This is a genomic window from Exiguobacterium sp. s7 (assembly GCF_018618195.1).
GTDB lineage: Bacteria > Bacillota > Bacilli > Exiguobacteriales > Exiguobacteriaceae > Exiguobacterium > Exiguobacterium mexicanum_A.
Genome location: NZ_JACSLO010000001.1, coordinates 272,764 through 297,194, shown reverse-complemented (window position 1 = coordinate 297,194; position 24,431 = coordinate 272,764). Strand labels below are relative to the sequence as shown.

Genomic DNA, 24,431 nt, shown 5'->3' with positions numbered 1-24,431 from the left:
TTAACCCTCGGGTTGGTTGATGAGCACTTTCCGCGGCTTTGAGCCTTCTGACGGCCCGACATATCCGGCTTGTTCGAGTGAATCGATCAAGCGGGCTGCCCGGTTATAACCGATGCGGAATCTTCGTTGAATCATCGAAGTGGACGCCGTCTCTTGCGTCAAGATGAATTGAACGACTTCTTCGAACAATGAATCGTCCGAATCAATGGTCGTGACTTCTTCTTCTTTCGGCATCATCGCCTCGACGTATTGGGCCCGTTGCTGGGCGATGACATGATTGACGACCGTTTCGACTTCTTGGTCGGACACGAACGCACCTTGCACACGGATCGGTTTGTTCATCCCGTTGGCGAGCATGAGCATGTCACCCCGGCCGAGCAACTTCTCAGCACCTCCCCCGTCAAGGATCGTCCGTGAATCCGTCTGCGACGAGACGGCGAACGCGATGCGGGACGGGATGTTCGCTTTGATGACGCCGGTGATGACGTCGACAGACGGACGCTGGGTGGCGAGCACCATATGAATGCCGGCCGCCCGTGCCATCTGGGCAAGACGCATGATGGCGTCCTCGACGTCGTTCGAGGCGACCATCATCAAATCGGCGAGCTCATCGACGATGACGACGATGAACGGCAGACGTTTGGCGTCTTCATCGTCCGATTTATCGACGAGTTCGTTATAGCCTTCGATATTCCGCACACCATAACGGCTGAACAACTCATAGCGTCGTTCCATCTCGGCGACAACTTGTTTGAGTGCTTGGGCGGCTTTCTTCGGATCCGTCACGACCGGCGTCAGCAAGTGTGGGACGCCGTTATAGACGTTCAACTCGACCATTTTCGGATCGATCATCATGAGCCGGACTTCATCAGGACGAGTCCGCATCAAGAGCGACACGATCATGCCGTTGATACAGACCGATTTCCCGGAACCGGTCGAACCCGCGACGAGCAAGTGCGGCATCTTGTTCAAGGCGATTGTCACCGTCTCGCCACTGATGCTGCGCCCAAGGGCGACGAGGAGTGGCGACTGCTCCCGCTTGACCGGATCGGCCTCGAGCACTTCACGGAGACAGACCGGGGCCACTTCCTGGTTCGGTACTTCAATTCCGATGGCGGCCTTTCCTGGGATCGGCGCCTCGATCCGGATGTCTTTGGCGGCAAGCGCAAGGGCAAGGTCATCGCTGAGCGAGGTGATGCGGCTCACTTTGACCCCGATATCCGGTTGCAGTTCATATTTCGTCACGGTCGGACCAAGATGAATCTTTAACACCTTCACACCGACGCCGAACGATTTGAGCGTCTGGACGAGTTTTGTCGCATTTGCTTTCAAACGGGCGTTCTCGCCGGACAGGTCGGTCACGACCGGTTCGCTGAGGATGGTGAACGTTGGCAATTCATACGTGTCCGACACGTCTTGTGACGCCGTCATCATCATGTCCTCGGTCGGTAGCTCCGTCACTTCTTCCGTCGAGGCCACTTCTTCCGTTTTCGGACGTTTCTCGGCGACGACTTTCTCGCTGAACCCGACAATCGGGATGTCATGCATCGTCACCGCGTCTGCTTCAGGCTCGGCTTCGACCGGCTTCGATTCAACTTTTGCCGGTGCCGAAACCGCCTTCTTCCGATTGGACACCGGAGCCGGTTTGACCCGCTCCCGGTCGTGCCACTCTTGTTTGATGGCCGTACCGGTCTCGAGCAGACGCGACCCGATCGTCCGCCAAATCGTCGGCGATAAGAGCGAGATCCCGATGATCATGCATAACACGCCTAAAAAGATGATCCCAAAGTCGGAGAGCAAGTATTGGTTGAGCTGATACAGCGCCCCGTTGATCATCCCCCGTTCCGCTCCCCATACCAAATCTCCGAACATGAGAAACGAGACGAACAGGAACAGGATGCCCGTCCGTTGCATCGGACGAAATTCGTTTAAAAAGACGAGCAACGTGAATGCGATTGCCAAATACGTGAGTGCCCCCCAGCCTCCGAATAACGTCGTCGCGAGGAGTGACGTCTGATTCCCGACCCAACCGAAGTCGAACAAGGAGAAGATGAACGCCGTGATCGACGTGACGAACATGACCCAGCCATATGTACGTAGTGGGATTGGCTGTTTTTTCGCACGCCTTGTCGTCGGTCGCTTCCGCTTCACCGGAGTTTTTCTCGATTTTTGTGCCACCTTAGATTCCTCCTAAAAAAACGAGGCAAAAGTCTGATGACTTTTGCCTCAATCTCAATTCCTTAAATCTCCATGATGATCGGCAAGATCATCGGACGACGTTTCGTCTGTTCGAACAAGTAGACGCTGAGCCGCTCGCGGATATTTGATTTCAACTCGGTCCAATCACTTCCAGCCTGGAGACTCTTCTCGATCTGTTTCGTGACGATGCGGTTCGCTTCTGAGATCATCTCTTCGGATTCACGCATATAGACGAATCCGCGCGAGATAAGTTCAGGTCCTGAAATCAATTTCTTCTGTTTCCGGTTCAACGTGACGACACAGAGGACGACACCGTCTTGTGACAAGAGACGACGGTCACGGAGGACGATGTTCCCGACGTCCCCAACGCCAATTCCATCGATCAAGACGTTGCCGGCCGGTACTTTACGGCTCATCCGAGCTTTACGTCCCGTGAACTCGACGACATCCCCTTTTTCGACGATGAAGATGTTGTTCGATTTCACACCGACTTGCTCGGCGAGTTTCGAGTGGGCCATCTGCATCCGGTATTCTCCGTGAATCGGAAGGAAGTACTTCGGTTTGACGAGGTTCAACATGAGCTTGAGCTCTTCGGCCGAACCGTGTCCCGAGACGTGTACTTTCCGTTGGTTATAGATGACGTTCGCTCCTGAGCGGAACAAAAGGTCGATCGTCTTCGAGACGGACTTCTCGTTCCCAGGAATCGGTGTCGCCGCGATGACGACCGTGTCGTTCAAGCGGATGTTCACTTGCTTATGGGCGTTGCGCGCCATGCGCGTCAAGGCCGCCATCGGCTCGCCTTGCGAACCGGTCGTCAAGATGACGACTTTGTTGTCAGGCAAGCGATTCACTTGCGACAGCTCGACGAGCGTCTTCGGCTTGAAGCGAAGGTAGTTGAGCTTCTGCGCCACTTCGACGATATTGACCATGCTGCGACCGACGACGGCGACTTTGCGGTCGTTCGCCTCGGCTGCCGCGAACACTTGTTGAAGACGGTGCACGTTCGAAGCGAAAGAGGCGACGATGACGCGGCCCTCAGCTTGATAGATGACATCGTTCAACTCGGCGCCGACGAGCGACTCCGAACCAGTTTGGCCAGGGCGTTCCGCATTCGTCGAATCTGACAATAAGCAGAGGACGCCGCGTTGGCCGATGGCTGCCAACTTGTTGAAGTCCGACTGTTTCCCATCGACTGGCGTGTAATCAAACTTAAAGTCGCCCGTGTGTACGATGGCGCCTTGTGACGTTTGAATGCAGACACCGACACAATCCGGGATTGAGTGGTTGACGCGGAAGAAAGTGATGAAATGATCAGCGATAGTCAATTTCGTTTTGGCGTCAATCAATCGGAGGTCGACTTCTTTTAACAAGCCCGCCTCTTTCAATTTGAGCTCGATTAAACCGAGCGTCAATTTCGTCCCATACACGGGAACGTGCTTCAAATCACGGAGTACGTAGCTGAGCCCACCGATATGGTCTTCGTGACCATGGGTGATGAAAATCGCGCGTACCCGATCTTTATTTTCTTTTAAATACGTAATGTCTGGGATGACAATATCAATCCCGAGCATCTCATCGCCTGGAAACATAAGGCCGGCATCGATGACGAAGATGTCGTCGTCTAGTTCCACGACGTACATGTTCTTCCCGATTTCGCCTACGCCTCCAAGCGCAAAGACGCTAACGTTCTCTGTCTTCTTCTTTGACACTAACAAAAACCTCCTAGATGTTGCATATTCTGTTTCGTCCACTTATCGCTACTGAATATTGTATCGGAAAACTGCTGATATGCCAACATTTCCGTTCAATTGACGAGAGGTTTCATCACATCGGCGAGTGGCATCGTCGCTTTGTCGTCCGGACGTTTCCCGGAAGCGAGTTGGCGAATCGACAAGCCGAAGTCCATTTGTAAATGCGGGTAATCCGGAAAACTTCTCCAATCCCCGCCCCATTCGAAGCCGAGTGCTTTGCCGAGTTCTCCTAACTCTTGCCAATCGGGTTCGTCCGATCGGTTGTGGTCCGACTCGAGATTGTAATCGGCACGGTTATTGTGGATGATGACGAAATCGACGGCGAGCCCATAGTTATGGTAACTTTGTCCCGCCTTGGCGTTCGTCACGACTTGTCCTGGTTTCGAGCGCCCTTGGGCATAGAGCGCGTTCTGCTCATCGGCCGACCGATACCCCGACGTCAGACGGACCTCGAGGCCGAGGCAAGAGTAGGCCAGACGCACGAACGACTCGCTCCGCTCGCGGACGTGCGGATGAAGCTTCGCGAACGCCTTTTCACTTCGCTCGACGACGACATCTTCCGAGCCCGGGTTGCGTTCACACATTCCCGCTTCAAATGTCGGTTCATCGACCCATGGCATCGGGCCCGGACGTGACAACGTGTACGCTAAAAAGATTCCGACTAAAAACGCCGTCATCGCGAACGTCAAAACGCCGGTCCATTTCATCGGCGCAACCGTTTACGGAGTCCTTTGACGAGCGGTAATCCCGTCTCGAGGGCGAAATAGAGCGGACGATTCAAGACGAGGTCGAACTCGCCGACTTTTTCGATCAAATCGCTTCCCCAGCCCGACTTGAACGCATAAAGCCCTGCATACTCGTCATCAGGCTCCGTGCTACCCGATACGCCACCGAAATCGTAGCGTTCGGCCCCGCTCGCCTTGGCTGCTTGCATCATCGTCCATTGCATAAGGTGGTTCGGCATGAACTCACGAAACTCGTTCGAGGATGCCCCGTACAGATAATACGAGCGTCGTCCGGCAAGCGTCAACAGACCGCCCGACAAGACGAGACCGTTCGGGTATTTCTCATGTAACTCCGTCAGTTCAGGTAACGCGGCTTGAATCTTCTCGATTTGCTCACGTGTCTGCTTTTGACGGTTCAACAAGCTCGTCCGTTTCTTCTCGACCGTTTCCGTCTCGAGTGACCGTTCGATTTTCCCAAGGTCACGCTCCGCTTTTTCGAGCGTGGCCATCTGTTGGTCGAGTGCGAGTTTCGGCTCGAGTTTCGTCAAGAACAAACGGGCGTCATCAGGTTGCAGACAATCGTATAGGTTCTCGAAATAGTCAAGTCCACGAATGGCAAAACCGTCACGCTCGCCCGTCACTTTCATCAAGTCGGCGAACGTCTTAAGCCCGTCGCGCCCGACTTCCGTGCAGACGATCCCTTTCCGTTCGGCCAAACGAACGTTATAGCGGAATTTATGATGGAATTTGCTGAAGATGTCTTTCTCGCTCGGGCGTAAATCCGTCTCCATCGTGAACCGCGGTTGGGCGTAATCAAACCCACCGCCGTATCCTTTATGGGCGAAGCCGAGACTCGCCATCTCGGTCAATAGACCTGGCACTTCATCTCGATCGATATTCGGATCGATTTTCACGACGATCGCTTTGTTCGCCTTGGCGACCCGCTTCGCCTCCTCGGTCAATGCCCGTAAAGAAGCCACATCGTCATAGTCGACGACGAAGCCGCGTGGCGCATAGCAGAGTGTGAACGGGAGCTTCGGCACACGTTTGAATAAGAGTAATGCCACCCCGCTCGTCACCCCATCGTTCGCGACGGCGACCCGCTCGGCGAACCAGCCGTTTTGTCGTTTGACGTCGGCCCAACTCGAAAGCTGAAGCAAGTCCCCACGGTCGTGTGTTTTGACGAAATCGTCATGCTCTTTCTCTGTCAAGGTGATCGGTTGTACTGCCATAAATCATATTTCCTCCGTCTTCAAAATTGTCGCTCGGACGATTGCTTCTTCATCTAGCGGAATTTTCTCATTACCGATGATTTGATATTTCTCATGCCCTTTTCCGGCCAAGACGACGATATTGTCCGGTTCGGCCAACCGAGCCGCATAACGGACAGCCTCTTCCCGGTCCCCAATCTCGACGAAATTATCGTGGGTCATCCCGGCGGCGATTCCGCTCGTGATCGAGTCGTACGCTTCAAAACGCGGGTCATCCGTCGTGATGACGACCGTCCCCGCATATTTCGAGGCCATCTCTCCCATCGTCGGCCGCTTCGTAACGTCACGGTTCCCGCCTGTACCGATCAAGAATACAATCTTCTCTTTCGGGACACCGACGAGTGATTTCAAGCATTGCTCGATGCCATCCGGTGTATGCGCATAGTCCGCATAGACGTTATACCCTGGTACGTCGAGACGTTGCATCCGCCCTTTGGCAGGATGAATCGACTCGAGTGCCTGGACGATCTCGGGCAAACGATAGCCGGCAGCGATCAAACACCCGGTCGCGAGCAAGATGTTGTACACGTTGAACCTTCCGATGAATTGAACGGTCAACGGATGACTCTCCCCTTGGTAGTTGAGGCTAAAACTCGTCTCTGACAGCGTCTGAACGATATCTGATGCCGTCACATCGGCCATCTCGTCGATTGCATACGTGATCACTCGGGCGCCCGTCATCGTCTCGTACAGCTTGCTGTACGGATCATCCGCGTTCAACACGGCAACTTTGTGACGCGACGCCATCTGTCCGAGTTGAGCGAACAATAAGCCTTTCGCCCGCGCATAGTTTTCGAACGTACCATGGAAATCGAGATGGTCATGCGTCAAGTTCGTGAAGCCGACGATATCGAAGTCCGTACCGATGACGCGACCGAGTTCGAGTCCGTGCGATGACACTTCCATCATCACATCGGTGACGCCTTCTTCGTGCATCCGGGCGAGCAACTGTTGCAGCTCAGAGCTTTGCGGTGTCGTGTTTTTGCTCGGGACGACCGTATCGTTAATGCGTACCTCGACCGTGCCAATCAAGCCGGTGCTATGTCCGAGCTCGGTGAGAACATCACGTAAAATGGTCGTCGTCGTCGTCTTGCCGTTCGTTCCCGTGATCCCGAACAGACGCATCTGCTCAGACGGATATTGATAGAACGCGGACGCCAATAGACCGACCGTACGCGTGCTGTCACGCACGATCAAGTTCGGCACACTCAAAGAGAGTGGCCGTTCACTGACGACGGCGACTGCGCCTTTAGTGACTGCTAAATCAGCGTAGTCGTGACCGTCGACTGTATAGCCTTTAATGGCGACGAACAGCGTCCCCGGGACGACTTCGCGCGAGTCGGTCGTCACATGGGTCACCGTGATGCCTTGTAGGTTTGGTTGATTAATTAATTGTATGTGGTTAGCTAAATCCGTTAAGTTCAAGTCTTTCCCTTCTTTCACCTGTTCCTGTCCAAAGTAAAGAATACCTCTTAATCAGTGTAGAGAACTTACAATTCGGTTTCAAGTCAGTCTTCGGACGGAAGGACATATGATTTGGCAGGGGCGTGGCCGAGCACCTCATTGATGAGGGTGTTGACGTCACGCGTTTCAATGCGATCAACTTTGTCGAGCACTTCGTTCAAATCCTCGACTTCATCGAGCAGGACGAGGTTGCGCCCGTTGCGGTTCATCCGTGCGCTCGTGCTCTCGTTCCCAAGGACGAGCGACCCTTTCAGTTGTCGTTTCCCTTTCTCGACTTCCTCATCGGACAGCCCATCCGCTTTTAACGTTTCGAGCTCACGCGTCATGATCGTCTCGACTTGCGCGAGCGTTTCTGGTGACGTTCCGATATAAATGGTGAACGTCCCGTGGTCGTCGAACGTCGTATAGTACGAGTAGATCGAGTAGGCGAGGCCTTCCTCTTCTCGAATCGACTGGAACAGCCGTGACGACATCGTCGCCCCGATCGCATTGTTCAACAAGGCCAAATGCGGCAATCGATCGTCTTTGGCGGCAATCGCCTCGAAGTTCCAGCACAGGTGCGCTTGCTCCGTCTCTTTCTGTTTTTTCACCACGTCGCTATACAAGATCGGCGTCGTCGATTCTTTCGGTGATTCCCCTGATGGAAGGTCGGCAAACCTTCTCGTGACCGCCTCGACCAACTCTTGCGGCACGTGGCCGGCGATTGAGACGACGACACGGTTGCCTGTATACGTCGAAGCGACGTAGCGGAGCAATTGCTCCCGAGATAGTCCGAGGACGCTCGCTTCCGTCCCGAGAATCGGTTCGGCAAGAATATCATCTTTATAGACGGCTTTCGCGAGCAGCTCGTGGACGAGATCTTCCGGGGTGTCCTCATACATTTTAATCTCTTCTAAGACGACCCGCTTTTCTTTCTCGAGCTCCGTCTCATCAAACAACGAATCGAATAGCATGTCGGCGAGCGCATCGAAGGCGATGACCGCGTGCTCGTCAAGCGTCTTCACGTAATAGCACGTATGATCTTTTGACGTGAACGCGTTCACGCTTCCGCCAAGTTCATCAAAGAACGACGCGATCTCTTTTGCCGTTCTCGTCTTTGTTCCTTTGAATAACATATGTTCAATCAAGTGGCTGATGCCGATCTCGGTCATATCTTCGGTCCGAGTGCCGGCTTTAATAAAGACACCGGTCGACGTGCTGCGGACATCCGCCATCGGTTCAATCACGATGCGGACGCCGTTGTCTAATGTGATCCATTCCATGTTATCACTCCTATGAAAAAGGCCATCGCACCAGACGATGGCCATCATGATTAGTTTGTCGGGCGTGGCGGACGACGGTCTCCGTCACGACGCGGCGGACGGCTGTCACGTGGTGGACGGCTCTCGCGCTGCGCTTTACGTTTCGCTTCGTATGCTTCGCGTTCTTCCGGTGACAATCCTTCAAGGATGAGCACTTTGTGCGAGGCATTGACTCGGCCTTTGTCATCGATTTCCGTTACGCGGACTTTAATTGTATCACCGAGTTTAACGACGTCTTCGACGTTCGCGACGCGATCAAGACTGAACTCAGAGACGTGGACGAGCGCGTCCTTGCCTTTGAACAACTCAACGAAAGCGCCGAATTTCTCAATACGACGAACCGTCGCATCGAACTCTTCGCCGACGACGACTTCGCGGACGATGTCGCCGATGAGCGCCATCGCCATGTCGATGCCTTCTTGATCGGTCGACGCGATGAAGACTGTACCGTCTTGCTCGATATCGATTTTGACACCCGTTTGGTCGATGATGCTGTTGATCATCTTCCCGCCCGGTCCGATCACGTCGCGGATCTTGTCCGGATTGATCGTCATCGTCACGATTTTCGGTGCATACTTCGACAACTGTGGACGCGGTGCGTCGAGCGTCTCGAGCATATGGTTCAAGATATGGAGACGGCCTGAACGTGCTTGTTCGAGTGCCTCTTCCAAGATCTCACGCGTGATCCCGGCAATTTTGATATCCATTTGGAGCGCCGTGATCCCGTCTTTCGTTCCTGCTACTTTGAAGTCCATGTCTCCGAGATGATCTTCGAGACCTTGGATGTCAGTGAGGACCGTATAGTGTTCGCCTTCCATGATGAGACCCATTGCGATCCCGGCAACTGGTGCCTTGATCGGCACACCTGCGTCCATGAGGGCGAGTGTCGAACCACAGATTGACGCCTGTGAACTCGAACCGTTCGACTCGAGTACTTCCGAGACGAGACGAATCGTGTACGGGAAGTCGGCTTCTTTCGGGATGATTGGAAGAAGTGCACGTTCTCCGAGGGCACCGTGACCGATTTCACGACGACCTGGCGCACGCACCGGGCGAGCTTCTCCGACCGAGAACGGCGGGAAGTTATAGTGGTGCATGAAGCGCTTGTTCTCTTCTAACCCGATGCCGTCGATGATTTGAGCATCTCCGATGACGCCGAGTGTCGCGACCGACATGACTTGTGTTTGTCCACGTGTGAATAACCCAACGCCGTGGGCGCGTGGCAACAAGCCCGTTTCTGATGCGAGCGGGCGGATGACTTCCGGGCGACGACCGTCCGGACGAACTTTGTCGACCGTGATCAAACGGCGGACTTCGTCTTTGACGAACTTGTTCAAGATGCCAGATACTTCTTTCAACTTGGCCGGTTCGTCAGCGAGGGATTCTTCGTATGCAGCTACGTATTTGGCAATCACTTCGTTGATTGCTGCGTCACGTGCATGCTTCTCTTCGACTTGAACCGCGGCGTTGATTTCTGGACGTGCTGCTTCGAGCTCAGCCGACAAAGCGTCATCAAACTTCGATACCGTATATTCGAACTTCGGTTTCCCGACAGCTTCGACGATCTCTGTTTGGAACGCGACCAATTTCTTGATTTCTTCGTGACCGAACAAGATTGACTCGAGCATGACGTCTTCCGGTACTTCGTTCGCGCCTGCTTCAACCATGTTGATCGCAGTTGCTGTTCCGGCGACTTGGAGCTCAAGGTCCGTCTGTTCGAGTTGAGCTGTCGTCGGGTTGACGACGAACTCACCGTTGACACGTCCGACTGTCGCTCCGGCGATCGGCCCGTCGAACGGGATGTCCGAAATCGAGAGTGCGATCGACGTTCCAAGCATACCGGCCATTTCAGCCGAGCAGTCTGGATCGTTCGACATGACGTAAATCATCACTTGAATATCGTGACGGAATCCGTCAGGGAAAAGCGGACGGATCGGACGGTCGATGAGACGTGATGTCAAAATCGCGTTCTCTCCAGGACGTCCTTCCCGACGGAGGAAACCTCCTGGGATTTTACCGACCGAGTATAATTTTTCTTCATAGTTGACCGTGAGCGGGAAGAAATCTAAATCCTTCGGCGCTTTCGATGCTGTGACCGTGGCGAGCACGACCGTGTCCCCATAACGGACGAGTGCCGAGCCGTTTGCTTGTTTCGCAAGTTGCCCGACTTCTACAGATAGCGGACGACCGCCCCATTCAGTAGAAAAGACTTGTTTCGTACCTAACATGAACATTCTCCTCTCAAACCTTATCTAGTTTATTATGTAACTCATTCATATGAATGTCTAATGATTTTCCTCCCAAAAAAGAAGAAACGGACTAGGAACAAGTGTCCCAGTCCGTCACATGGTCCGTTCGGATTAACGACGGAGACCAAGGCGTTGAATCAATTCACGGTAACGTGTAACGTCCTTGTTACGAAGGTACGTAAGCAAGTTACGGCGACGTCCAACCATTTTCAAAAGACCGCGACGTGAGTGGTGGTCTTTCTTGTGTGTACGAAGATGATCGTTCAAAGTGTTGATTTGTTCAGTCAATACTGCAACTTGAACTTCCGGTGAACCAGTGTCACCTTGTTTTGTCGCGTATTCCGCGATGATTTCGTTTTTACGTTCTTTTGAGAGTGCCATTGCCTCTCCACCTCCATTTAATAGAAAATTGCCGCGTTGCCGAGCCGTCGTTGGTGAATCGTCCAGCCAAGCGAAGCGGTGTACTTTGCGTACCAAATTAGGATACCGTACCACCCATTCAAAGTCAAGACAGGATTGCCCGGGCGGCTGTCTCATCTTGCTTGAGTTGAGCGATGAGTGCGTCGAGTCCGTCGAACGCCCGCTCGTCACGCAAGTAATGCATCCATTCGATCTCGATCAGTTGCCCGTATAGATCCTCTGAGAAATCGAACAAGTGGCTCTCGATCGAGACGTCACCGGTCGCATAAAACGTCGGCCGCCGCCCGACGTTCGTCATCGCGTCGAACGTCCGGCCGTCCTGAAGCCGTACACGCGTCGCGTAGACACCGAGACGCGGCATGACATACGAGGCGTCCATGACGACGTTCGCCGTCGGGTAGCCGATCGTCCGGCCCCGGGCGTCCCCATGGATGACTTCCCCGCAGATGACGTACGGCGTACCGAGCAATTCGCTCGCCACATCGACGTCTCCGGCACCGAGCAATTGACGAATCCGTGTCGACGACACTTTTTCGCCGCCGCTCGTCTGCTCGGCGACGACCGAGGTCGTGAAGCGACCACGCGCATGATACGGCAGCGTCTCCATCGTCCCCTCACCGAATTTACCATACGAGTAGTCGAATCCTGCCGTCACGTGGACCGCACCGGCACCGATCAAATAGTCATCCACGAATTGTTGCGGTGACAGGCTCGCCAACTCTTTCGTGAACGTGATGACGATACACCGTTCGACACCGAGTCCGGCAATTCGGTTCAATTTCCGCTGGAGCGGTGTGATATAACGGACCGCATCCGGTTTGTTTGAGAGCACTTGTTTCGGGTGCGGGTCGAACGTGATCACGGTCACGGGTACATCGAGCTGTTTCGCTTGCGCCTGTGCATGCCGAATCACGGCCTGATGTCCGGTGTGGACGCCGTCGAAAAATCCGAGCACCATGACCGAAGGGACCAGGTCTGGTGTCTCAGGATACGTCAGATGGATCGTTTCCATACTTCAATCTCCCCTTTAGTCGATGGTCAACATGACCTCGACATTTGCGTCTGTTGTTCCGTCAAGCCGTCGATAGAGGGCAAGTGGAATTCCTTCTTCATTATAGACAGTAAACAGTTCAAATTCGAGCGAGACGTCGTTCAAACGTCCCCCGTTTCGAATATACCGCTCCCGATTGGCCGGAATCGTTATGGCAGGCCAACGCTTGATGACCTCTTCGAGCGGGATGAGGTGGTTCATGCGTTCCTCGACCGTCTCGAGGTCGGCGAGTTGTTGCAACGTGACAGCGGCCGTCTCCTCGAAAGAACCAGACCGCGTCCGCCGCAGGTCGCTCATATGGGCCGGATAGCCGAGACGCTCCCCGATTTGGACGGCGAGCGTCCGGATGAATGTGCCTTTGCCGCACTCGACGTCGACACGGAAACGGCAGACACCGTCTTCGATGACCGGGTCATTCGTCCGGACGAGGCGATGAATCTCGACGATACGGCGCGGTCGTTCCACCGTCTGACCTTTTCGGGCGTATTCGTACAATTTCTTGCCGTTCACTTTGACGGCAGAGAAGTACGGTGGGATTTGCTCGATCTTTCCTGTCAACGTCTCGAGGACGCGATCGATGTCTGCAGCAGTGAACGCCTCCGGACCGACTTCGCGCGTCTCGACGACCTCGCCATGGGCATCCTCGGTCATCGTCGCCGTCCCGATTGTAATCTCGGCGGCGTACCGTTTGCCTTCATCGGTCAGAAAACGTGACAGCTTTGTCGCCCGGCCGAGACAGATCGGCAGGACACCGGTCACTTCGGGGTCGAGCGTGCCGGTATGACCGACTTTCTTCGTTTGGAACAATTTACGGAGCTTGAACACGCAGTCGTGGCTCGTCATGCCGCTGTCTTTATCTAAAATCAATACACCTGTTGGTTCCATCTGGATTCCTCCCATCAAAAAAGGGGAGACGCGAGTCCCCCCTTCAATTTATTGGTCGTTCCGATTTAAGTCACGAATCAATGAATCGATATGGCTACCATATGCGACCGATGAATCGTATTCGAACGACAATTCTGGCGTTTTCCGAAGACGGATGCGGCTCCCGATCTCGCGGCGAATAAATGCGCTCGCCTTATCGAGACCAGCTTGCGTCTCAGCCTTCACTTCGGCGTCGTCTCCGAGCACCGTGTAGTAGGCTGTCGCTTGCTGCAAATCTCCTGTCACATCGACACTTGTAATTGTAGCGTTCTTCGTACGTGGGTCGTTGACTTCACGGAGCAAGATATCTGTAATCTCTTTACGCATCTGCTCTGCGACGCGTTGGGCACGAATGTTCATACGTGTTCCCTCCTCGCTTTATTTACGTTCGACTTCTTTCATGATGAACGCTTCAATAACGTCCTCTACTTTGATGTCGTCGAACTTCTCTACTTTAATCCCACACTCGTAACCTGTCGCGACTTCTTTGACGTCGTCTTTGAAACGGCGGAGCGTATCGAGTTTTCCTTCGTACACAACAATCCCGTTACGGATGATGCGGACGCCGGCGTCGCGTGAGATTTTACCTTCTGTGACGTAACAGCCGGCAATCGTACCGACTTTCGAGACTTTAAAGACGTCACGGACTTCAACTTGTCCTGTGATTTCTTCAACGAACTCAGGGTCGAGCATCCCTTTCATCGCGCTCTCGATTTCATCGATCGCGTTATAGATGATGCGGTGCAGACGCATTTCAACATGCTCTTGCTCGGCCATCGACCGGGCGTTACCATCTGGGCGAACGTTGAATCCGATGATGATCGCATTTGCCGCCGAAGCGAGAATGACGTCACCTTCTGTGATTGCACCGACACCTTGGTGGACGATGTTGATTTTAACGCCTGCGACGTCGATTTTGCGGAGTGAACCAGCGAGTGCTTCAGCCGAACCTTGAACGTCTGCTTTGATGATGACGTTCAAATCTTTGACTTCGCCTTCTTGAATGCGGCTGAACAAGTCATCAAGACTAACTTTAGCCGATTCGCGACGCTGTGATTCGAGGTAACGTTGGTAACGTTTTTCTCCGATTGCACGTGCTTTTTTCTCATCTTCGAATACGATGAACTGATCCCCGGCTTGTGGGACATCGTTCAATCCTGTGATCTCGATTGGCGTCGATGGACCGACTTCTTTCACACGACGACCGATATCGTTGACCATGGCCCGGACGCGTCCGAACGTGCTGCCGACGACGATCGAGTCACCGATCCGGAGTGTCCCGTGTTGAACGAGAAGCGTGGCGACAGGACCGCGGCCTTTATCGAGCTTCGCTTCGATGACCGAACCGCGAGCTGGCATTTCAGGCGTCGACTTGTACTCTTCGACTTCTGATACGAGTAAGATCATCTCGAGCAACTCATCGATCCCCTCGTCTTTCAAAGCTGAGATCGGTACGAAAATCGTTTCGCCGCCCCACTCTTCCGGTACGAGACCGAACTCTGTCAATTCTTGTTTGACGCGGTCAGGGTTTGCGCCTTCTTTATCCATTTTGTTCACGGCGACGATAATCGGCACGTTTGCCGCTTTCGCATGTGAGATGGCTTCTTCTGTCTGTGGCATCACGCCGTCATCCGCTGCGACAACGATAATTGCGATATCTGTCACTTCGGCTCCACGGGCACGCATCGTCGTAAAGGCGGCGTGACCTGGTGTGTCGAGGAACGTGATCTTTTTATCGTTGACTTCAACTTGATAAGCACCGATGTGCTGCGTGATTCCGCCGGCTTCACCAGCAACGACTTTCGTGTTGCGGATCGAGTCAAGAAGTGTTGTCTTACCATGGTCAACGTGACCCATGATTGTGACGACAGCAGGACGCTCAACAAGCTCGTACTCAGAGAAGTCGATTTCCACTTCTTCAAAGTCCGTCTCATCGATGAGTACTTCTTTCTCAACTTCGTAACCGAATTCAGTTGCAAGCAACTCAATCGTCTCGTCATCAAGCGTTTGGTTGATCGTCGCCATGACACCAAGACCCATCAACTTCATGATGATCTCGTTTGGCTTTTTATCCATCTTCGCAGCGAGGTCCGATACGCTGAGGACATCATCGTACTTGATGACGTTGCCCATTTCAGACTCTTGCGCTAAACGAGCTGCTTTACGTTGACTCGTTTTCGAATTCGGATCCGCTTCCAATGGCACGGCTGCTTTCGCAGGTTTGCCTTTGAATTTACCACCGCTTTTTTTGTTGCGGTTGTCGTTGCGGTTGTTGCCGAAGCGGTTGCCACCACGGTTGCCCGCTTGGTTGCTTTGACCGCCAGACGCTTGTGGGCGTGCTTTCGGTGCTTCTTGCTTGGCAGCAGGTTTCGCGTCAGCCGGTTTTGACTCGGCAGACTTCGTTTCAGCTGGTTTTGTTGCAGCTGGCTTTTCTTGCTTGTCAGCCGAACGGTATTTCTCAGGATTGAAGACACGATCGAGTTGCTTGACCGACTCCTCATCTAAGACAGCCATGTGGTTTTTCACTGGCTTGTTCATTTTCTCGAGCTGAGTAATGACTTGTTTACTTGTTACATTCTGTTCTTTTGCAAATTCATAGACGCGTTTTCCCAAAGCATCCACCTCCGTTAATAGTTAAGAGAGAAGTTGCTTAAGCTTGTTCGCAAATCCGGATTCTGTCACAGACACGACGACTCGCATGTCTTTACCTAAAGCAGCCCCGATCGTATATCGGTCGCTCACTTCAATCAATGGAACACCATACGATGTACACTTGTCGGTAACCCGTTTTCTCGTAGACGCTCCAGCGTCTCCGGCAAGGATGACGAGTTTGGCTCGGCCAGCTCGCACATCCTTCAACACAAACTCTTCTCCCATCGTTACTTTCCTCGCACGTGCGGCAAGGCCTAACAATGATTCCCACTGACTCATGATTCCGCTCCTGTGACAGCTTGAAGCAGCTGCTCATAAAGCGCGTCACTCGTCTTGACTTTTAAATGATGATCGAGTGTCCGTTTTTTCTCTGCTAAACGAATCACATCCGCATCTTTCGACAAATACGCTCCACGTCCGTTCAATTTACCGGACTTATCGATGACGACGTCACCTTCCGGCGTCCGAACGACACGAATCAACGCTTGTTTCGGTAACATTTCTTGCGTGACCACACATTTGCGCAAAGGAAGTTTCTTTTGCTTCATGGTCATTCCTCTTCTTTCACCGTTGTCGGCTCGAGGGCGACGTCAACCGAGTCAGTCTGTTCCATTTCATTGTGAACAATTTCTGGCTCCGGTTCAACTTTTTCGGCGTACGTATCATACAAGTCCATGCCTTCTGCATCCGTCTCGCTCTTGATATCAATTTTCCATCCCGTCAATTTAGCGGCAAGACGGGCGTTTTGACCACGCTTCCCGATGGCGAGTGACAATTGATAGTCTGGCACGACGACCGTCGTCGACTTATTCGGTTCATTGACGTACACGTCAACGACTTGAGCCGGGCTGAGTGCGTTTTTCACGAACTCTTTCGGGTCGTTCGACCAACGAACGATATCGATTTTTTCGCCGTTGAGCTCATCGACGATCGTTTGGACACGTTGCCCTTTCGGACCGACACAAGCGCCGACTGGATCGACGATGTCTGAATGGACGGCAATCTTCGAACGATCACCCGCTTCACGTGAGACCGACATGACATCGACCGTACCGCTCGCGATTTCTGGCACTTCGAGCTCGAACAAACGACGCAATAGACCTGGATGCGTCCGCGAGACTTGAATGGCTGCGCCAGAACCTTTCGTCGTCGAATCGACTTTCGTCACGTAAACTTTGATACGGTCATGAATCTGGTACGATTCATTCGGCATCTGTTCGTTCGGTGTGAGCACCGCTTCGATATTGTTTTCAAGACCGATATACAAGTTGCGTGGGTCGAACCGTTCCACAATCCCCGTCATGATCTCGTCTTCTTTATCGACGAAGTGGTTATAAATGCGCTCGCGCTCGGCTTCCCGCATCTTTTGCGTGACGACTTGTTTGGCTGTCATCGCCGCGACGCGACCGAAGTCGCTCGGTGTGACTTCTTCTTTATGGAAGTCCCCTAACTCGTAGTTCGGGTCAATCTCATGCGCTTCTTCGAGCGACAATTGTTGCTCGGGATGCGAGAGACGTTCAACGACTTCGAGAAGTGCGAAGACACGAATATCACCAGTCACTTGATCGAATTCAACTTTTACGTTTTCATTCGGATTGGCGACGTTTCGACGATATGCCGAAATGAGCGCCTGCTCGAGCGCATCGATGATAATCTCTTTCTCGATTCCTTTTTCGTTAGCAATCTGTTCGATTGTTGTGAGTAATTGTGGCCCCATCTTTACCTCTCCTTAACTAAACGTGACCGCTAGGCGGGCTTGTGCAATTTTGTCTACCGGTAGCGATATCGCTTTTTTTCTTGTCTTGATGCGCGTCTCGACGACGGCGGTCTCGCCGTCATATTCCGTCAAAATGCCTTCGAACTCTTTGGCACCTTCAATCGGGGCAAACGTCTTGATATAGACGTTCTTCCCAATCGCACGTTCAAAGTCGGTCGGCTTTTTCAGTGGTCGCTCGGCACCGGGACTCGAGACGTCAAGATAATAGGCTTGTTCGATCGGATCGCTATCGTTTAGTTTTTCCGAGAGTTGTTCGTTGATGTTGACGCAATCATCTAAATCGACGCCCCCCGGCTTGTCGATATAGACGCGCAAGAACCAATCTGGCCCTTCTTTCACGAATTCGACATCGACCAATTCCATGTTCTCACGCTCCACGATCGGCAACGCGATCGCTTCGACGACTTCTGTTATTTTGGACACTCTCATCCCTCCTTCTGGCTTTTACATACAAGAAAGGAGTAGGGTTCCCTACTCCTTTCCGTCGTAGTATCCAACATTGTTCGATACCAATATATCATATTTTCCCGGTTTTTCGCAACTTACACCCCAAAATCAAAGAACGAGAGTTGGTTCTCATCCGGGAGGCCTTCGAGACATTTCATCGTATCGAGCGTCTCGACGATCGTCTTCGACAACTTGGCCCGTTTGCGCAAGTCTTCTTTCGATAAAAACTGTCCTTCGGCGCGCGCCTCGACAATCGCTTTCGCCGCGTTCGTTCCGAGGCCATCGACCGCATTGAACGGTGGGATGAGCGTGTTGCCTTCGATCAAGAACTCGGTCGCGCTCGAGCGATACAAATCGATGTTTTGGAACTTCATGCCGCGCTCTAACATCTCGAGCGCAAGTTCGAGCACGGTGTGAAGCCCTTTGTCTTTCGCCGTGGCTTCGAACCCTTTTTCACGGATATCCGACATCGCCTTGCGCACGGCCTGTGACCCTTTGATCATGGCCGACAAGTCGAAGTCTCCGGCACGGACCGTGAAGTACGTCGCGTAATACAAAATCGGATGATGCACTTTGAAGTAGGCGATCCGGACGGCCATGAGTACATACGCCGTGGCGTGGGCTTTCGGGAACATGTACTTGATCTTCTTACAAGACGAGATGTACCATTCCGGGACGTCATTGGCCCGCATCTCCGTCTCCATGTCTTCGGATAGACCTTTCCCTTTTCGGACCGACTCCATGATTTTGAAGGCGAACGACGGTTCCAAACCGGCATAAATCAAGTAGACCATGATGTCATCACGACACCCGATGACGTCTTTCAATTCACACGTCCCGTTATAGATGAGTTCGTTCGCGTTCCCAATCCAGACATCTGTCCCGTGAGACAGTCCCGAAATTTGAACGAGTTCGGAGAACGTCGACGGTTTCGTCTCTTCGAGCATCTGCCGGACGAACTTCGTCCCGAATTCCGGAATGCCGAGCGTACCCGTCTTCGATTCGATTTGCTCCGGCGTGACCCCGAGTACTTCCGGCGATGAAAAGATTTTCATGACCGTCGGATCGTCTGTCGGAATCGTCTTCGGATCAATGCCCGATAAATCTTGCAGCATGCGGATCGCGGTCGGGTCATCGTGACCGAGAATATCGAGTTTGAGCAAGTTGTCATGAATCGAGTGGAAGTCAAAGTGGGTCGTTTTCCACTCGGATGACTTATCATCGGCCGGATATTGGATCGGCGAAATTTCGGCGATGTCCATATAATCCGGGACGACGATGATCCCCCCCGGGTGTTGTCCCGACGTCCGTTTGACGCCGGTGACGCCCGAGACGAGCCGATCGACTTCGGCGTTCCGATAAATCTTATCGTTCTCGGTCGCATAACCTTTCACATATCCATACGCCGTCTTATCGGCAATCGTCCCGATTGTACCGGCACGATACACATACTCTTCACCGAACAACACTTTCGTGTAGGCGTGGGCGTGTGGTTGATATTCACCCGAGAAGTTCAAATCGATATCCGGTACTTTGTCCCCTTTGAAACCAAGGAACGTCTCGAACGGGATATCGTGGCCGTCTTTCGTATACCAGGTCCCGCACTCCGGACATTGTTTGTCCGGCAAGTCATACCCGGACCCGACCGATCCGTCGTCGAAGAAGTGGGAATGTTGACACTTCGGACAGACGTAATGCGGCGGCAACGGGTTGACCTCGGTGATTTCGGTCATCGTCGCAACGAAACTCGAGCCGACCGAACCACGTGAACCGACGAGATAGCCGTCGTCGAGCGATTTCTTGACGAGCTTATGCGAAATCAAATAGATGACCGCAAAGCCGTGTCCGATAATCGATTTCAGCTCTTTCTCGAGCCGGGCCTCGACGATTTCCGGCAGTTGTTCTCCGTAAATCGAACGGGCCATGTCGTAACTCATGTTCCGGACCTCATCGTCTGCGCCTTCAATCTTCGGCGTGTACAAATCGTCCGGAATGATTTGAATCGACTCGATTTGATCGGCGATCGCATTCGGGTTCGTGATGACGATTTCGCGGGCGAGTTCGTCCCCGAGGAACTTGAACTCTTCCATCATCTCTTTCGTCGTCCGGAAATGGGCGTGCGGCAGTTCTTTCCGCGTGTTGATGAAGTTGGCACCACCTTGCGTCCGAATCAAGATCTCTCGGTACGAGCGGTCTGTCCGGTCAAGGTAATGAACGTTTCCGGTCGCACATACCGGCAGGCCGGCCTGTCCGGCGACGCGAATGATCCGCTTGATGATTTCCCGTAACTCGAGCTCGTTGGCGACGATTTCTTTATCGATCAAATGCATATAGAGCGCCGGGGGATGAATCTCGATGAAGTCGTAGAACGCCATCATCTTCTCAAGCTCTTCGTCTGACTTGTTCAGGGCGGCGTCAAAAATTTCACCGTTGTCACACGCCGAACCGATGAGAAGTCCTTCACGGCGCTTCACGATTTCCGAGCGCGGCATGCGTGCCATCCGGAACAAGTAATCGATGTGGGACAACGAGATTAGTTCGTATAAGTGACGAAGTCCCGGTTTTTTCGTTTTCGCATAAATCGTCGCATGGAACGGACGGATTTTCGAGACGTCGCTTCCGACTTTCGCGTTCAGTGAGCGATGCGTCTGCATCTCAAACATCTGTTTGGCGAGTTCGAGCAGTTTCATGAGCAAGTACGCCGTCGCCTCCGCATCATAGATGGCCCGGTGATGCTGGGTCAACTCGATATCGAATCGCTTCGCGAGCGTGTTGAGGCGGTGGTTTTTGAGCGTCGGTAAAATCGTCCGGGCGAGTTCGAGCGTGTCGATGACGGGATAGTCATCCGGCTCGTGCCCCCCGCTCCGAAGCGTCGCTTCTAAGAAGCCCATATCGAACGATGCGTTATGGGCGACGAGGATGCCATCCCCGCACCAATCGACGAACTGTTTGGCGATGACTTCGGGATCGGGCTGGCCATGGACCATGTCGTCCGTGATGCCCGTCAGCTCGATCGTCGTAGCCGAGAGCGGATGTTTCGGATCGGCGAACGCCTCGAACCGGTCGATGATTTCACCGTCTTTGATTTTGACCCCGGCGAGTTCGATGATTTTGTTGTAGACGGCCGAAAGTCCGGTCGTCTCGACGTCGAAGACGACATACGTCGCATCATCGAGCGGGACATCGGTCGGGTGATACGCGACCGGCACGCCGTCATTGACGACGTTCGCCTCGACCCCGAACAGCACTTTGATGTCATTCTTTTTCCCGGCGTAATAGGCTTCCGGGAACGACTGGACGCCGGCGTGATCGGTGATGGCGATGGCGCGATGGCCCCATTTGGCCGCCCGGGCGACGAGCGCCGACACGTTCGTGACCGCGTCCATCTGGCTCATTTGCGTATGCGCGTGTAATTCGACGCGTTTCTCACCGGCCCACTCGTCACGGGCCGGTTCGACTTTCACTTCTTGCAGTTGCGATGCCATCATGCACAGTTCGCGCATGAAGCTGTCATCCTCGACCCGGCCGGCCGCTTGGATCCACATGCCTTTTTTGACGGCGCTTAGCATCCGGTCATCATCGTCATCGCGTGCGAACACTTTGACGATGAGTGAATCGGTATAGTCTGTCATCTTGAACGTGAACAGTTTCTTCCCGCTCTTCAGTTCTTTCCGTTCGGCCGAGAAGACGAGACCTCGGATGGCGACGCGTCGTTCTTCTTCGATGATCGTCTTGATCGGGACAATCTCGTCTTTGATCAAGGCGCCCATCCGTACCTCGGTGACCGGTTCATCGTTCGTCTCGGTCGCCTTCGCGAATTGCGCTGCGAGCGCGAGCTTCGCTTGTTCCAAATCTTCTTGCACGACTTGTTCACGGAGCGCTTGGTTTGCTTCTTCATTCTCCGAGAACAGCGCTTGGCAAGGTTTCTTCATAAAGCCATAGGCGCTATAGAGCGCTTGGACTTCTTGGCATAACTCTTTATCGACATAGTTCGCCTCAGGGGCCGAGCGCACCGGGATGAGCAATTTGTTCTGCTCAAAGCGTGGTGAGACCGATGCGAAATAACTGCGCATCGCACCCGACACTTGGCTGAGTTCACTGACGATACGCGGCCAATAGTCGATATAATCCTGTTCGGCACCGCCTGAGGTCGTCGTGAAACGCGCGTACACCTCGTCAGCGAACGTCGCGTACCGGCTCTCGATTCGGCTCATGAACAGTTGATACACCTCGTACGGCAACACGCGCTGCAACTGGAAATAAAACGTCCACGTCCGGCGCTGCTTGTTGACGACAAGTCGCGTCAATTCCGCATCGTCGAATTGTTCCGTCTCGGTCGTGATGCCGAGATCGGTCAAGAGCAATTGCATTTTTTGATTAGCTTCCACGGGTAAGAAGTCCCCCCTTTTATCATTCGATGTCGAAAAATGAAGGTGACGGCAAGAAACCGTCACCTTCATCGATCATTTTGCCTCGTTCAGTTGCGCCGTGATCACACGTGGCAACTCATCTACCGTCGTCTCAAGGACTTCGCCAGTGGCACGTACTTTCACTTCGACGATACCTTCGCTCGCTTTTTTCCCGACGTTGATACGAATCGGAAGACCGATCAAATCAGCATCGGCGAACTTGACGCCAGCCCGTTCTTTACGGTCATCATACAACACATCGTACGTCGATGACAGCTCATCATATAAACGGTTCGCGAGTTCGACTTGCGCTTCGTCTTTCGTGTTGATGGCAATCAAGTGCACATCGAACGGAGCGAGGCTCTTCGGCCAGACGATACCGCGATCGTCATGATGTTGCTCGATGACGGCCGACAATGTGCGTGAGACGCCGATGCCGTAGCAACCCATAATGAGCGGTTCGGCCCGACCTTCTTCGTTCAAGAACGTCGCGCCCATCGCTTCTGAATAGCGCGTGCCGAGCTTGAACACTTGTCCGACTTCAATCCCGCGAGCGAAGCGGACCGGACCCGACTCGTCAGGTGCCATGTCGCCTTCGACGACGAAACGGAGGTCATGATACGTCAAATGCGACAAGTCGCGTTCGGCGTTGACGTGCGTATAATGGGTGTTCGCCTCGTTGGCGCCACATACCGCGTCGACCAAATATTTGACGGCGTAATCGGCCACGACTTTGACCGGTGCATGAATCGGTCCGAGCGTGCCCGGCTCACAGCCGAACAAGTCGATGATCGTCGCTTCTTCTTCCATTTGGATGTCGAGTCCGCCGAGGGCGTTCTTCACTTTGACGTCGTTCGCCTCGTGATCACCTCGAACGATGGCCATGACCGTCTCGCCATCGACGTTGAAGAGGACCGACTTGATCGTCGTCTTCGTGTCGACGTTCAAGAAGCGCGCCACATCTTCAATCGTCTTATTGTCTTTCGTGTCGACCTTGTCGAGGGCAAGCACTTCGGCCGCTTGCATGTCATAGCGGTCGAGCGTTTCTGCCATCTCGATATTGGCGGCGTAGTTCGACGTGTCCGTATAGACGATCGTGTCTTCCCCGATATCGGCAAGCGCTTGGAATTCGTGCGTGTCTTTCCCGCCGATGGCACCCGAGTCAGCTACGACCGGGCGATATTTTAAACCGATGCGGTCAAAGATGTTGGAATAGGCGTTATACATGTTCTTGTATTCGTCGTCCAAGTCATCTTGTGTCGCGTGGAACGAATACGAATCTTTCATCAAGAACTCACGACCCCGGAGCAGTCCGAAACGAGGACGACGCTCGTCGCGATATTTCGTTTGAATCTGATACAAGTTGACCGGTAATTTTTTGTAGGAGTTGAGTTCATCGCGCACGATCGACGTGATGAGTTCCTCGTGCGTCGCACCGAGGGCGAAGCGACGATCGTGACGATCGGTCAATCGCATAAGTTCAGGACCATAAATACCCCAGCGACCCGTCTCTTCCCACAGTTCCGCCGGTTGAATCGCTGGCATGAGCAATTCTTGGGCACCGGCTCGGTTCATCTCTTCGCGGATGATCGTTTGAATCTTTTGTAACACGCGGTGGCCGAGTGGAAGATACGAATAAATTCCAGCGGCGTTTTGGCGCATGAAGCCCCCGCGGACGAGGAGTTGATGGCTGACGGCTTCTGCGTCGGCCGGCACTTCTCGAAGCGTAGGCATGAACAGTCTCGATTGTTTCATAGGTATCAACGTTTCCCTTCTATAACCCGATTAGAT

The 24,431-nt window shown here is 53.3% G+C and carries 18 protein-coding genes; all 18 read right to left on the bottom strand.

Annotated elements, in window-relative coordinates:
* The 18 genes from KNP79_RS01515 to KNP79_RS01430 all read right to left on the bottom strand — a co-directional run bounded on the left by KNP79_RS01515 (window position 1) and on the right by KNP79_RS01430 (window position 24,395).
* Complete coding sequence (locus tag KNP79_RS01515) at window positions 1-2,178, bottom strand: DNA translocase FtsK (RefSeq protein ID WP_215190909.1); 2,178 nt, start codon at window positions 2,176-2,178, stop codon at window positions 1-3.
* Between the two features lie 62 nt (window positions 2,179-2,240).
* Window positions 2,241-3,908, bottom strand: a complete 1,668-nt coding sequence (locus KNP79_RS01510; protein ID WP_034777292.1) for a ribonuclease J — start codon at window positions 3,906-3,908, stop codon at window positions 2,241-2,243.
* Window positions 3,909-4,003: 95 nt separating this feature from the next.
* Complete coding sequence (locus tag KNP79_RS01505) at window positions 4,004-4,657, bottom strand: M15 family metallopeptidase (RefSeq protein ID WP_214707485.1); 654 nt, start codon at window positions 4,655-4,657, stop codon at window positions 4,004-4,006.
* Window positions 4,654-5,907, bottom strand: coding sequence for a lipid II:glycine glycyltransferase FemX (locus KNP79_RS01500; RefSeq protein ID WP_215190908.1), 1,254 nt, complete (start codon window positions 5,905-5,907; stop codon window positions 4,654-4,656). The genes KNP79_RS01505 and KNP79_RS01500 overlap by 4 nt, the downstream gene beginning before the upstream one ends.
* Window positions 5,908-5,910: 3 nt before the next feature.
* Window positions 5,911-7,371, bottom strand: a complete 1,461-nt coding sequence (locus KNP79_RS01495) for a UDP-N-acetylmuramoyl-L-alanyl-D-glutamate--2,6-diaminopimelate ligase (RefSeq protein ID WP_232939398.1) — start codon at window positions 7,369-7,371, stop codon at window positions 5,911-5,913.
* An 83-nt stretch (window positions 7,372-7,454) separates the two neighbouring features.
* A complete protein-coding gene (locus tag KNP79_RS01490; RefSeq protein WP_034777288.1) occupies window positions 7,455-8,672 on the bottom strand; it encodes a M16 family metallopeptidase in 1,218 nt (405 codons plus the stop codon).
* Between the two features lie 50 nt (window positions 8,673-8,722).
* Window positions 8,723-10,939, bottom strand: a complete 2,217-nt coding sequence (pnp, locus tag KNP79_RS01485; protein WP_138859580.1) for a polyribonucleotide nucleotidyltransferase — start codon at window positions 10,937-10,939, stop codon at window positions 8,723-8,725.
* A 132-nt stretch (window positions 10,940-11,071) separates the two neighbouring features.
* Window positions 11,072-11,341 carry a 30S ribosomal protein S15 gene (rpsO, locus tag KNP79_RS01480; protein WP_015881433.1) on the bottom strand — a complete coding sequence of 90 codons (270 nt, stop codon included), beginning with the start codon at window positions 11,339-11,341 and terminating at the stop codon, window positions 11,072-11,074.
* Between the two features lie 124 nt (window positions 11,342-11,465).
* Window positions 11,466-12,392 carry a bifunctional riboflavin kinase/FAD synthetase gene (locus KNP79_RS01475; RefSeq protein ID WP_034777286.1) on the bottom strand — a complete coding sequence of 309 codons (927 nt, stop codon included), beginning with the start codon at window positions 12,390-12,392 and terminating at the stop codon, window positions 11,466-11,468.
* Window positions 12,393-12,407: 15 nt separating this feature from the next.
* Window positions 12,408-13,316 (bottom strand): tRNA pseudouridine(55) synthase TruB, encoded by a 909-nt coding sequence (gene truB, locus KNP79_RS01470; RefSeq protein ID WP_215190907.1) that lies wholly within the window; start codon window positions 13,314-13,316, stop codon window positions 12,408-12,410.
* Window positions 13,317-13,364: 48 nt separating this feature from the next.
* Window positions 13,365-13,715, bottom strand: coding sequence for a 30S ribosome-binding factor RbfA (rbfA, locus tag KNP79_RS01465; protein WP_034777282.1), 351 nt, complete (start codon window positions 13,713-13,715; stop codon window positions 13,365-13,367).
* Between the two features lie 18 nt (window positions 13,716-13,733).
* Window positions 13,734-15,968 (bottom strand): translation initiation factor IF-2, encoded by a 2,235-nt coding sequence (gene infB, locus KNP79_RS01460; RefSeq protein WP_215190906.1) that lies wholly within the window; start codon window positions 15,966-15,968, stop codon window positions 13,734-13,736.
* Window positions 15,969-15,989: 21 nt separating this feature from the next.
* On the bottom strand, window positions 15,990-16,286 hold the full coding sequence (locus tag KNP79_RS01455) for a YlxQ family RNA-binding protein (protein WP_021067159.1): 297 nt from the start codon (window positions 16,284-16,286) through the stop codon (window positions 15,990-15,992).
* Complete coding sequence (rnpM, locus tag KNP79_RS01450) at window positions 16,283-16,561, bottom strand: RNase P modulator RnpM (RefSeq protein ID WP_214752734.1); 279 nt, start codon at window positions 16,559-16,561, stop codon at window positions 16,283-16,285. The genes KNP79_RS01455 and rnpM overlap by 4 nt, the downstream gene beginning before the upstream one ends.
* Window positions 16,558-17,724 carry a transcription termination factor NusA gene (nusA, locus tag KNP79_RS01445; protein WP_034777276.1) on the bottom strand — a complete coding sequence of 389 codons (1,167 nt, stop codon included), beginning with the start codon at window positions 17,722-17,724 and terminating at the stop codon, window positions 16,558-16,560. Before nusA ends, rnpM begins: the two co-directional genes overlap by 4 nt.
* A gap of 12 nt (window positions 17,725-17,736) precedes the next feature.
* The gene (gene rimP, locus KNP79_RS01440) at window positions 17,737-18,207 is read right to left on the bottom strand and encodes a ribosome maturation factor RimP (protein WP_034777274.1); all 471 of its coding nucleotides are present in this window, start codon (window positions 18,205-18,207) and stop codon (window positions 17,737-17,739) included.
* Between the two features lie 119 nt (window positions 18,208-18,326).
* Window positions 18,327-22,619, bottom strand: a complete 4,293-nt coding sequence (locus KNP79_RS01435; RefSeq protein WP_214707473.1) for a PolC-type DNA polymerase III — start codon at window positions 22,617-22,619, stop codon at window positions 18,327-18,329.
* Window positions 22,620-22,694: 75 nt separating this feature from the next.
* Entirely contained in the window at window positions 22,695-24,395 is a 1,701-nt protein-coding gene (locus KNP79_RS01430) for a proline--tRNA ligase (protein ID WP_214752732.1), read from the bottom strand.
* Between the last annotated feature and the right edge of the window lie 36 nt (window positions 24,396-24,431).

What these genes read in the sequence shown, in the direction of transcription:
- rnpM (WP_214752734.1), bottom strand. Translation starts at nt 16,561, where the DNA reads ATGACCATGAAGCAAAAGAAACTTCCTTTGCGCAAATGTGTGGTCACG.
- rbfA (WP_034777282.1), bottom strand. Translation starts at nt 13,715, where the DNA reads ATGAACATTCGTGCCCAACGCGTCGCAGAGCAGATGCGTAAAGAGATT.
- KNP79_RS01430 (WP_214752732.1), bottom strand. Translation starts at nt 24,395, where the DNA reads ATGAAACAATCGAGACTGTTCATGCCTACGCTTCGAGAAGTGCCGGCC.
- KNP79_RS01455 (WP_021067159.1), bottom strand. Translation starts at nt 16,286, where the DNA reads ATGAGTCAGTGGGAATCATTGTTAGGCCTTGCCGCACGTGCGAGGAAA.
- rpsO (WP_015881433.1), bottom strand. Translation starts at nt 11,341, where the DNA reads ATGGCACTCTCAAAAGAACGTAAAAACGAAATCATCGCGGAATACGCG.
- nusA (WP_034777276.1), bottom strand. Translation starts at nt 17,724, where the DNA reads ATGGGGCCACAATTACTCACAACAATCGAACAGATTGCTAACGAAAAA.
- KNP79_RS01490 (WP_034777288.1), bottom strand. Translation starts at nt 8,672, where the DNA reads ATGGAATGGATCACATTAGACAACGGCGTCCGCATCGTGATTGAACCG.
- pnp (WP_138859580.1), bottom strand. Translation starts at nt 10,939, where the DNA reads ATGTTAGGTACGAAACAAGTCTTTTCTACTGAATGGGGCGGTCGTCCG.
- KNP79_RS01475 (WP_034777286.1), bottom strand. Translation starts at nt 12,392, where the DNA reads ATGGAAACGATCCATCTGACGTATCCTGAGACACCAGACCTGGTCCCT.
- KNP79_RS01500 (WP_215190908.1), bottom strand. Translation starts at nt 5,907, where the DNA reads ATGGCAGTACAACCGATCACCTTGACAGAGAAAGAGCATGACGATTTC.
- truB (WP_215190907.1), bottom strand. Translation starts at nt 13,316, where the DNA reads ATGGAACCAACAGGTGTATTGATTTTAGATAAAGACAGCGGCATGACG.
- KNP79_RS01505 (WP_214707485.1), bottom strand. Translation starts at nt 4,657, where the DNA reads ATGAAATGGACCGGCGTTTTGACGTTCGCGATGACGGCGTTTTTAGTC.